The following is a 563-nucleotide window of genomic DNA, read 5'->3' as shown; positions in this document are numbered from 1 at the left end:
ATAAACAGCAAGGGAAAAGCGGTTAAAGCAATTTTCATTCCGGATTTTATAATTAGCTGAAGATTTTACAACAAGCTGTAGATACACAGCTCAATTTCTACCAACTCGTTGATAAAGTTCGTTTATTTGACATCCACCACACGGCTGGCTTTTTTGTACTGAACTTTCCACCCAGCCCATCTTGGAAGTTCCCAGCGTTTAGGGTCACCTTTGCGATTTCCTTCTGTGTAGATGACATGAACCAACTTGCGAGACACAAAATATTCCACTTCAAGCTTGAGCTCAGCTAACACGAGCTTCAGAGGGTACTGCTCTGCGAAGTCGTTGTATTGCCACTCGGGAATGCCTTCAAATGGAAGGTCATCGGCCTCGAACAATTCGATGTCATCAACACTTTCAACGCCGAGCGTTTCCAATTGTTCGGTCAGCCAAGTAGAAAAACAAAGTTCATCAAGGGCTTTCTTATCCACCAGTTCAGTATTCAGACCTAGGGAGTTGTAGATTTTCCAGTGTTGAATTTGTTGTTTTCGCAATGGAGCAAAGCCTGGCAACAACATTTCTTG

Annotated in this window: 1 pseudogene; it reads right to left on the bottom strand. The window is 43.0% G+C overall.

The window, feature by feature from the left end:
- Nucleotides 1–122: 122 nt before the first annotated feature.
- Nucleotides 123–563 (bottom strand): annotated as a pseudogene (locus tag R8N47_RS27325) (ATP-dependent RNA helicase); the annotation flags it as partial.

The organism is Vibrio sp. 2132-1 (assembly GCF_033344315.1).
Note: the sequence above shows the minus strand (reverse complement) of the source record. Positions and strands in the feature narration are given on the sequence as shown.